Annotated in this window: 1 protein-coding gene; it reads right to left on the minus strand. The window is 41.9% G+C overall.

The genetic code is table 11. The annotated features are described in order from the left end of the window. Nucleotides 1-12310, minus strand: a 12310-nt coding sequence (locus VB796_RS23470) for an SdrD B-like domain-containing protein (protein ID WP_323349038.1), incomplete at both ends; no start/stop codon positions are given.

A 12310-nucleotide genomic window follows, 5' to 3' on the forward strand; every position in this document is an offset into this window, starting at 1 on the left:
TCCATACATAACTATCAGCCGTTTCGGTTACTTTCAATGTTCCAACTGTTCCTGCACAAATTGTTGCACTTGATACTGTAATCGTTGGTATTGGTTTCACTTCCACCGTTGTCGTGGCTGTTGCCGTACATCCGTTTGTTGTGATTGTTACCGTGTACGTTCCTGCTTTAGATACTGATACTTCTTGCGTTGTCGCTGAGAAGTTGTTATCGCCACTCCATACATAACTATCAGCCGTTTCGGTTACTTTCAATGTTCCAACTGTTCCTGCACAAATTGATGTTGATGGTACAGTTACCGTTGGTACAGCTTTAACTGTTACACTTGTCGTTGCTGTGCCTGTACATCCACCATTTCCTGATACCAAGACTGCGTAAGTATAAACTCCTGCCGTTGTTGGTGCGGTTACTGATGGATTTTGTTCGGTTGAACTAAAGCCTGCTCCTGTCCATGCGTAAGTATTTCCAGAACCTCCTGTTACATTCAACTTATATCCATTGCCTAAACATACTGCTGGTACTTGGTCAATTACTGGATTTGGATTTGTGTTCTCAACTACCGAAGTCGTTGCCGATGCACTACATCCATTTGTTGTAATGGTTACCGTGTATGTTCCTGCTTTAGATACTGATACTTCTTGCGTTGTCGCTGAGAAGTTGTTATCTCCGCTCCATACATAACTATCAGCCGTTTCGGTTACTTTCAATGTTCCAACTGTTCCTGCACAAATTGTTGCACTTGATACTGTAATCGTTGGTATTGCTTTTACTTCCACCGTTGTCGTCGCTACTGCCGTACATCCGTTTGTTGTGATTGTTACTGTGTATGTTCCTGCTTTAGATACTGACACTTCTTGCGTTGTCGCTGAGAAGTTGTTATCTCCACTCCATACATAACTATCAGCCGTTTCGGTTACTTTCAATGTTCCAACTGTTCCTGCACAAATTGTTGCACTTGATACTGTTACCGTTGGTAAAGCTTTAACCGTTACGCTTGTCGTTGCTGTGCCTGTACATCCACCTGTTCCTGATACCAACACTGAGTAAGTATAAACTCCTGCTGTTGTTGGTGCCGTCACCGATGGACTTTGTTCGGTTGAACTAAAGCCTGCTCCTGTCCATGCGTAAGTATTTCCTGCTCCACCTGTTACATTCAGTTTATAACCATTGCCTAAACATACTGCTGGAACTTGGTCAATTACTGGATTTGGATTCGTGTTCTCAACTACCGAAGTCGTTGCTGAAGCACTACATCCATTTGTTGTAATGGTTACCGTGTATGTTCCTGCTTTAGATACTGATACTTCTTGCGTTGTCGCTGAGAAGTTGTTATCTCCGCTCCATACATAACTATCAGCCGTTTCGGTTACTTTCAATGTTCCAACTGTTCCTGCACAAATTGTTGCACTTGATACTGTAATCGTTGGTATTGATTTCACTTCTACCGTTGTTGTCGCTGTTGCTACACATCCTGCTATTACGCCTGATACTGTATAAACTCCACCTTTCGTTACTGATAACTCTGCACTGGTCGTTGTAAATCCACCATCTACATTACTCCAAGCATAAACATCTGCTCCACTTGCTACTAATTTACCAACTGTTCCTGCACAAATTGAAGCACTTGAAACTACTAAGGTTGGATTAGCTTTAACCGTTACACTGGTCGTTGCTGTGCCTGTACATCCGCCAACTCCTTCTACTGTTACGAAGTAAGTATAAGTTGTTGCCGTTGTTGGTTTAGGACTTACAGTTGGATTTTGTTCTGTTGAAGTAAATCCATTTGAACCACTCCAAGTAAACTTATTACCTGTACTACCGCTTACGTTCAAGACAATATCGCTTCCTAAACAAATTGGTGCAATTGGCTCAATCGTCGGTGTTGGTTTGTCGTTCAATGTTACACTTGTCGTTGCCATTGCAGTACATCCTTTATCAGAAGTTACTAAGACACTAAATGTTCCTGTATTAGTAGCACTTGCGTTAGCTATTTCCAATGTTGCCGATGTACTTGTAAATCCACCTGGAGCAGTCCATAAATATGTTCCGCCACCCGTTGCCGTTAAAGTAACATTTGAGCTTGCACAAACCGAAGTTGGTGGTGTTACTGTTGGCGTTGGTAATTCATTTACGATTACCGATGCCGTTGCGATAGCAGTACATCCATTTGCATCTGTTACAAGCACTTGGTAAGTTCCTGCATCGCCTGTTACTGCACTTGCATTTACTAATGGTGATTGTGTCGATGCGGTGAATGTTCCACCTACTTTAGTCCAAGCATAAGTTGTAAATTCTGGAGAAACCGATAATTTGATTTCTTTTCCTAAACAAACTTCTGCTCCTGTTGCCGTTGCTGTTGGTAAAGCATTGACAATTACTGATGTCGTTGCTGTGCCTGTACATCCGCCATTTCCTGCTACTGTTACGGTATAAGTAAATGTTCCTACTTTCGTTGAGCTAATTACTGGTTCTCTTACCGTTGAAGTAAAGTTATCACCTGACCAAGTGTAAGTTGCACCTGTCGTTTCTGTTACGCTCAACTTAATATCTCCACCTAAACAAACTGCGGTATTTGAAGTCGCAATTGGGTTTGGATTCGTATTAATTTTCACCTCTGTCGTTGCGGTTGCTACACATCCTTTTGCATTAGTTACTGTTACTGTGTAAACTCCTGCATTGTCTGTTACTGCATTTGCAATTGAAGCATCTGCCGTTGTTGCTGTGAAGTTATTTGCTCCACTCCATGCGTAGTTTACACCACCAGCTGCTTGCAAGTTAATCGTTGTTCCGACACAAACTGGACCATTGTTACTTGCCGTTGGCGTTGGTAATTCATTTACGATTACTGCCGCTGTTGCGATGGCTGTACATCCATTTGCATCTGTTACTTTCACTTGGTAAGTTCCTGCATCAGTTGTTACTGCACTTGCATTTACTAATGGTGATTGTGTCGATGCGGTGAATGTTCCGCCTACTTTAGTCCAAGCATAAGTTGTAAATTCTGGAGAAACCGATAATTTGATTTCTTTTCCTAAACAAACCTCTGCTCCTGTTGCCGTTGCTGTTGGTAAAGCATTGACAATTACTGATGTCGTTGCTGTGCCTGTACATCCGCCATTTCCTGCTACTGTTACGGTATAAGTAAATGTTCCTGCTTTCGTTGAGCTAATTACTGGTTCTCTTACCGTTGAAGTAAAGTTATCACCTAACCAAGTGTAAGTTGCACCTGTCGTTTCTGTTACGCTCAACTTAATATCTCCACCTAAACAAACTGCGGTATTTGAAGTCGCAATTGGGTTTGGATTCGTATTAATTTTTACCTCTGTGGTTGCTACCGCTACACATCCTTTTGCATTAGTTACTGTTACTGTGTAAACTCCTGCATTGTCTGTTACTGCATTTGCAATTGAAGCATCTGCCGTTGTTGCTGTGAAGTTATTTGCTCCACTCCATGCGTAGCTTACACCACCAGTTGCTTGCAAGTTAATCGTTGTTCCGACACAAACTGGACCATTGTTACTTGCCGTTGGCGTTGGTAATTCATTTACGATTACTGCCGCCGTTGCGATAGCAGTACATCCATTTGCATCTGTTACAAGCACTTGGTAAGTTCCTGCATCAGTTGTTACTGCACTTGCATTTACTAATGGTGATTGTGTCGATGCGGTGAATGTTCCACCTACTTTAGTCCAAGCATAAGTTGTAAATTCTGGAGAAACCGATAATTTGATTTCTTTTCCTAAACAAACCTCTGCTCCTGTTGCCGTTGCTGTTGGTAAAGCATTGACAATTACTGATGTCGTTGCTGTGCCTGTACATCCGCCAACTCCTTCTACTGTTACAAAGTAAGTATAAGTTGTTGCCGTTGTTGGTTTAGGACTTACCGTTGGATTTTGTTCTGTTGAAGTAAATCCGTTTGAACCACTCCAAGTAAACTTATTACCTGTACTACCGCTTACGTTCAAGACAATATCGTTTCCTAAACAAATTGGTGCAATTGGCGTAATCGTTGGATTTGGATTCGTGTTCACTTTCACTTCAGTTGTTGCCGTTGCGGTACAACCTCCTGCGTTAGTGCCAATTACGGTATAAATACCTGCTTGCGTTACCGATAACTCAGCACTTGTGGTTGTGAAGGTTTCTGGACCAGACCATGCGTAACTTACACCACCAGTTGCGACTAACTTACCTGTTGTTCCTGCACAAATTTCAATTGTTGGAACTGTAATCGTTGGTAATGCTTTCACTTCTACCGTTGTTGTGGCTGTTGCTACACATCCTGCTATTACGCCTGATACGGTATAAACTCCACCTTTCGTTACTGATAACTCTGCACTGGTCGTTGTAAATCCACCATCTACATTACTCCAAGCATAAACATCTGCTCCACTTGCTACTAATTTACCAACTGTTCCTGCACAAATTGAAGCACTTGAAACTACTAAGGTTGGATTAGCTTTAACCGTTACACTGGTCGTTGCTGTGCCTGTACATCCGCCAACTCCTTCTACTGTTACGAAGTAAGTATAAGTTGTTGCCGTTGTTGGTTTAGGACTTACCATTGGATTTTGTTCTGTTGAAGTAAATCCATTTGAACCACTCCAAGTAAACTTATTACCTGCTACTCCGCTTACGTTCAAGACAATATCACTACCCAGACAAATTGGTGCAATTGGCTCAATCGTTGGATTTGGATTTGTATTCACTTTCACTTCAGTCGTTGCCGTTGCCACACATCCTTTAGCATTCGTTACAGTTACTGTGTAAATTCCTGCATTAGCTGTTACTGCGTTTGCAATTGAAGCATCTGCCGTTGTTGCTGTGAAACCTGGTCCAGACCATGCGTAATTTACACCACCCGTTGCTTTCAGGTTAATCGTTGTTCCGACACAAACTTCACCGTTATTACTTGCCGTTGGCGTTGGTAATTCATTTACGATTACTGCCGTCGTTGCGATAGCCGTACATCCGTTTGCATTCGTTACAAGCACTTGGTAAGTTCCTGCATCGCCTGTTACTGCACTTGCATTTACTAATGGTGATTGTGTCGTTGCGGTGAATGTTCCGCCTACTTTAGTCCAAGCATAAGTTGTAAATCCAGCCGTTGCAGTCAAGTTAATTGGTTTGCCTACACAAACTTCTGCTCCTGTTGCAGTTGTTGTTGGTAGAGCGTTCACAATTACATTCGCCGTTGCAGTTGCGGTACACTGAGTTCCATTGGTAATAGTCACTGTGTAAACTCCTGCATCGTTTGCGGTTGCGTTAGCAATAGTTGGCTCTGCTAAAGTTGACGTAAAGCCTTTGCCATTCGTCCAAGCATAATCTCCACCACCTACTGCTTTCAACGTGATTGTATTTCCTGCACAAACTTCTGCACCTACTGCGGTTGCCGTTGGTAAAGCATTTACGACAACCGTTGCCGACGCTACTGCTGTACAACCATTAGCATCTTCAACTTTTACAGTATAAGTTCCTGCGTCAGTTGCTGTTGCTTTCGCTATCGTTGGATTTTGAATATTACTTGTAAATCCTGTTGTACTTGTCCAAGCGTATTTCGTTGCATTTGTATTCGCAACTAAATTCACATCATTTCCTACACAAACCGTTACGTTAGCGACCGTTACTGTTGGTACTGCATTTACTACTACTGATGTTGTAGCGGTTTGCGTACAATTGTCAGATGATGTAACTGTTACCGTATAAACACCTGCATGGTTTGTAGTTGCTGTTACGATTGGTTCTGCCTGAGTTGATGCGTAACCATTTGGTCCAGACCAAGCATACGATTTACCACCAGTTGCTTTTAAGTTCAATGGAGAACCAACACAAACTGGAGAGTTAGACGTTGCCGTAGCATTTGGTAACGGATTTACAATTACTGCTACCATTGCTGTTCCTGTACATCCTCCTACACCTGTTACAGTTACCGTATAAGTTACTGTGCCTGCTGCTGTTGGTTTGTTCGTTGGATTTTGTTCTGTTGAAGTAAATCCATTTGAACCAATCCATGAATAAGTTCCTGTTGCTCCTGTTACCTCTAAATTCACTGTTTCGTTGAAACAAATTGGTGAATTAGCTTTTGCTACTGGAGCAGGATTTGTATTCACTTTCACTTCAGTCGTTGCCGTTGCCACACATCCTTTAGCATTCGTTACAGTTACTGTGTAAATTCCTGCATTAGCTGTTACTGCATTTGCAATTGAAGCATCTGCCGTTGTTGCCGTGAAGTTATTTACGCCACTCCATGCGTAGTTTACACCACCAGTTGCTTTCAAGTTAATCGTTGTTCCGACACAAACTTCACCGTTATTACTTGCCGTTGGCGTTGGTAATTCATTTACGATTACTGCCGTCGTTGCGATAGCCGTACATCCGTTTGCATTCGTTACAAGCACTTGGTAAGTTCCTGCATCGCCTGTTACTGCACTTGCATTTACTAATGGTGATTGTGTCGTTGCGGTGAATATTCCACCTACTTTAGTCCAAGCATAAGTTGTAAATCCAGCCGTTGCAGTCAAGTTAATTGGTTTGCCTACACAAACCTCTGCTCCTGTTGCTGTTGCCGTTGGTAAAGCATTCACTACTACATTTACAGTTGTCGTGATTGAACAGCTATTGCCATTCATAACCACTACTGTGTAAACTCCTCCGTTATTAACGCTTGCCGAAGCAATTTCTGGTTTTTGCGAAGTTGAAGTAAATCCTGAACCTGCTGGGCCTGTCCATGAATAAGACGTTCCGTTCGTTAATACTTCAAGTGTCAATTTGTTATTTAAACATACTGGACTATTTGAAGTTGCCGTTGCCGTTGGTAAAGCATTTACCACTACTACTGCGGTTGCCGTTGCCGTTGCTGAACATCCATTTTTAGAAGTCATTGTTACCATGTAAGTTCCTGCATCCGTTGCACTTGCATTTACGGCAATTACTGGATTTTGTTCTGTACTGGTGAATGTTCCTCCTACTTTCGTCCAAGAATATGTCGCATCTACTAATGGACTTGAAATATTCGTTGAAGTCACTTGAATTGTCTCATTTAAGCAAACCGTTCTACCTGTTGCCGTTGCTTTTGGAGCTGGGCAGTTAATACCTGCATCTACCGTTGTTATATCTTGACCAGCCGTTAATGTGATGGTTGTGGTTTTACCAGTTGCATCAGCATCACTGTCTTTGTCATCTGTTGTTGCATCTTTTGTAGAGAATACATAACCTGTTGGTAATGTGCTAAACTCTACTCTATAATCATTTGGTGCAAGGTCAGTGAATTTGTAGTTTCCATTTGCATCAGTGGTAGTTGTTCCGACTAAGTTATTGTCTTTGTCGTACAATTTCACAGTTACATCTTTCACACCTGCTTCACCTGCATCTTGGATTCCGTCACGGTTAGTATCGTACCAAACGAAGTCACCTAATGAACCTGGTTTGTACAAGCCGAAGTCAACTGTCAAGTTAGAGTTATTATCAATATCTCCATCATTGATTGGCTCACCGAAGTTCGTTAATGTGATTGCATTCGATTGAATAACTTGACCCGTTGCAGTCGTTCCGTTATCGTCATCATTAACATTATTGTCTGGGTCTTGAGCTGGTTCGTAAGTTCCAGTTGTTGAGCCATTTGTTCCTGTCGATGATTTATAACCCGTTGGAGCGGTAATTTGTACAATGTAATCCCCTGGTTCAAGATTAGTAAATAAATACTTACCTGCCACTGTGTTTTGAGAAGCAACTGCTGCTCCGTCGGTTGTTCCGTCTGCTTTCGCTTTGAACAATTCAACTTTCACACCGTCGATTCCTGTTTCACCTGCATCTACTTTACCGTTGTTATTTACATCATTCCAAACATAATCTCCTAATTTCAAGCACTTATCAACTACTACGGTTGTCGTTGTCGTTGCAGTACATCCGTTTGCATCTTTCACGCTTACGGTATAAACACCTGCGTTAGCTGTTGTAGCGGTTGCGATGCTTGGTTCACGTAAACTTGATGTGAATGAAAGTGGACCAGACCATGAATAAGTACCATTTACAAATTCATTTACTGACAATTTCAATTCATTTCCAGCACACACTGGCGTGTTGCTACTTGCTGTTGCCGTTGGTAAAACATTTACCGTAACATTGGCAATCGCTCTTGCGGTACATCCATTTGCATCTGTCACTAATACGGTATAAGCTCCACTTCTATCTGGTTGTGCATTGGCAATACTTGGATTCTGCTCGCTTGAAGTATAATTGTTTGGTCCACTCCATGCGTAAGTTGATACCGTGTTGCCTGTACCTGTTACCGTTGCTCCTGATTTCAAGAGAACTGTTTCATTCGCACAAACTACATTGCCACTTGCTGTTGCGACTGGATTAACCAATACACTTACACTTACTACTGCAGTCGCTGAACAATTATTACCATTACCTACTACTAATACGTAGTTCCCTGCATTGGCTCCAATTGCATTGGCAATACTTGGATTTTGTAAGCTACTCGCAAAACCTGCTGGGCCACTCCAAGTATAAGAAGTGTTTCCTGCTTCACCGCCTACTAATTCTATCGTTGAACCTGTACAAACTGTGTTGTCTTTTACAATGGCTGTCGCTACTGGGTTACCATTTACTACCAATACCACTTCTTTACGATTCGCTGAAGCGGTTTCGCAGAAGGCTCCAACATTCGATTTACAACTTACATAATATTTGTAAGTCCCGATGCTTGGGGTGAAAGTTAAAGCAGTTACTACGGTTCCTGTTGGCGTGCCTGAGTACCATACTGCATCTTCATTCGTGCCACAAGTTCCACTTAAACTTACTGTTTCACCTAAACAAATAACGCCTTTGCTAACTTTTCCATCACTCGGTGCCACTGGGATTGCATTCACCGTTACCGTTACTTTCTTACGATTCGTTGCTCCTGTCTCACAACCTGTTGTTGTGTTCTTACAAGCTACGTAGTAATTGTGAACTCCTATGCTTGGTACTAAACTCAAACTTGTTAATAAAGCTCCTGATTCATCATACCATTTAGCGATCTCGCCACTGCCACAAGTACCACTCAAAGTAATCTGCTCGCCATCACAAACAACGCCTTTGCTAACACTTGGTGTAACAGGGGCTGATGGTAAAGTATTCACAACTACATTGACTGTCATTGCTATTGAACAATTATTACCATTCGTTACGGTCACCGTGTAAACGCCTGCATTCGCTAAGGTTGCACTAACAATACTTGGATTCTGTTGAGTCGAACTGAAACTTGGTCCACTCCACAAGAAACTACCACTTCCCTCAGCAGTCAAGTTAATGGCTTCTGTCTCACAAACTATCGCTCCCGTTGCACTTACTGTTGGCAATGGATTTACTAATACCGCTACCGTTGCCATCGTCGTTGCTTCACAACTATTGTTCGCCGTCACAGTTACAGTATAAGTTCCTGTATTAGTCAATACTGCACTCGCAATTACTGGCTCTTGTACATTTGAAGTATAACCATTTGGCCCTTTCCAAGCGTAAGATTTACCACCTACTTGCGTCGCATCCAAAGTCAAAGTAAACTTGATTGGCTGTTTCTCACAGTATGCTGTATTGTCCGTCGCAATTACTTTGATGACTGCTGCTGGACAATTAATTCCTGCATCTACCGTGCTGTTGTATGAACCTGCTACGCTGATTACAATTGGCGAAGTTCTACCTGTCGTTAAATCTGCATCACTGTCTTTAGCATCATCGCCACCAGCATTTTGTGGTGAGAATACATAGCTCGCTGGAAGACTGCTCTTCACAAATTCTACCGTGTAAGTGCTTAAACCTAAGTTCTCAAATTTGTAGTTTCCGTTTACATCCGTTGTAGTCGTTGCTACTAAAGTTGTTCCGTCATACAAATTAACACTTACACCACTTACTCCTGTCTCACCTGCATCTTGGATACCATCACGATTCTTATCAAAGAATACTAAGTCGCCTAAACTACTTGGTTTGTAAAGTCCGAAGTCAACCGTTAAGTTACTGTTGTTATCGGTATCACCATCGTTAGTTGGTTCGGTTGTATTATCTAAAGTGATATACTGACTACGAATCGTTTGTCCTGATACTAAACTTCCATTATCATCATTGTTTACATCTTTAGTACCTCCCAATTCTGGACTTACTCCTGGTTCGAATGGCCCTGTTAACGAACCATTTTTACCTGTTGAGCTTTGGTATCCTGTTGGGGCTACAATTTCAACAAGATAACTATCTGGGTCTAAGTTGTTGAAGATGTATTTTCCAGTAGCATCAGTGGTCGTCGTTAAGATTGACGTTCCATCCGCTACATTGTCTTTATTGCTATCTCTATATAATTTAACACTTACGCCAGAAATACCTGCTTCGCCTGCATCGACGGTGCCATTGTTATTCTTATCATCCCAAACTAAATCTCCTAATTTCAAGCATTTTTCAATCACTACATTCACCGTAGCTGTACTTGTGCAACCCGTTGAGTTAGTAACTGTCACCGTGTAAACGCCTGCTTGACTGCCGTCAGTTTTTACTACAATCGCAGGATTTGCTCCTGTGGCTGTATAACCTGATGGGCCATTCCATGCGTAAGTGCCTACGCCTGTCGCTGATAAATTTAACGTGGCTCCTGTACATACTGGTGAATTGCTACTTGCTGTTGCCGTTGGTAAGATATTTACCGTAACTCCTGCTGTTGCTCTCGCTGTACATCCATTTGCATCTGTTACTAATACGGTATAAGCTCCACTTCTATCTGGTTGTGCATTGGCAATACTTGGATTCTGCTCGCTTGAAGTATAATTGTTTGGTCCACTCCATGCGTAAGTTGATACCGTGTTGCCTGTACCTGTTACCGTTGCTCCTGATTTTAGGAGAACTGTTTCATTCGCACAAACTACATTACCACTTGCTGTCGCTACTGGATTAACCAATACACTTACACTTACTACTGCAGTCGCTGAACAATTATTACCATTACCTACTACTAATACGTAGTTCCCTGCATTCGATGCAATTGCATTCGCAATGCTTGGATTTTGTAAGCTACTCGCAAAACCTGCTGGTCCACTCCAAGTATAAGAAGTATTACCTGTTTCACCACCTACTAATTCTATCGTTGAACCTGTACAAACTGTGTTATCTTTTACACTCGCTGTCGCTACTGGGTTACCATTCACGATTACGATTACTTCTTTACGATTCGCTGAAGCGGTTTCGCAATATGCTCCCGTTGTTGATTTACAACTTGCGTAATATTTATACGTTCCTGTGGCAGTTGGTGTAATTGTTAAGTTCGTTAGGATTTTACCTGTTGGTGTTCCTAAGTACCATACTGCTACTTCGTTTGTTCCACAAGTTCCGCTCAAATTGAACGTTTCACCCAAACAGATAACGCCTTTATTTGATTTTGCATCCGTTGGTGCAGTTGGTACTTTGTCAACTACTACGGTTACTTTCGCACGATTTGTTCCTGCGGTTTCACAACCTGTTGCATCACTTTTACATCCTACATAGTAATTATATGTTCCTACTGGACTTGGTACAAAAGTCAAAGTTGTTAACGCTGCTCCTGAAGCATCGTACCATTTTGCAGTTTGACCTGTTCCACAAGTGGCTGATAATGAAATCGTCTCGCCATCACAAATAACGCCTTTATCAGATTTTGCATCCGTTGGTGCAGTTGGAATTGGATTCACAACTACTGTTACTTTCTTACGTTGTCCTGCTGTCGTTTCACAATCTGTCGAGTTTGATTTACAACCTACATAATAATTGTATGTTCCTACTGGACTTGGTGCGAATGTTAAAGAAGTTAAAGCTACTCCTGTTTCGTCGTACCATTTCGCTGTTTGACCAGTTCCGCAAGTTCCACTTAATGTGATTGTTTCACCAATACAAATGGCTCCTTTATCAGATTTTGCATCTGTTGGTGCCGTTGGAATCGTATTTACAATTACTGTTACTTTCGCACGGTCTGTTCCTGCTGTTTCACATCCTGTTGCATCATCTTTACAACCTACATAATAATTGTACGTGCCTACTGGACTTGGTGCGAATGTTAAAGTTGTTAAACTTGCTCCTGCTGCATCATACCATTTCGCAGTTTTGTTTGCTCCACAACTTGCACTTAATGTAATTGTCTCGCCAACACAAATTGCTGATTTATCAGATTTCGCATCTATTGGTGCAGTTGGAATTGGATTTACAACTACCGTTACTTTTGCACGATTTGTTCCTGCGGTTTCACATCCTGTTACATCATCTTTACAACCTACATAGTAGTTATATGTTCCTACTGGACTTGGGGCAAAAGTTAATGTTGT

The sequence above is a fragment of the Arcicella sp. LKC2W genome (genome assembly GCF_034931005.1).
Classification (GTDB): domain Bacteria; phylum Bacteroidota; class Bacteroidia; order Cytophagales; family Spirosomataceae; genus Arcicella.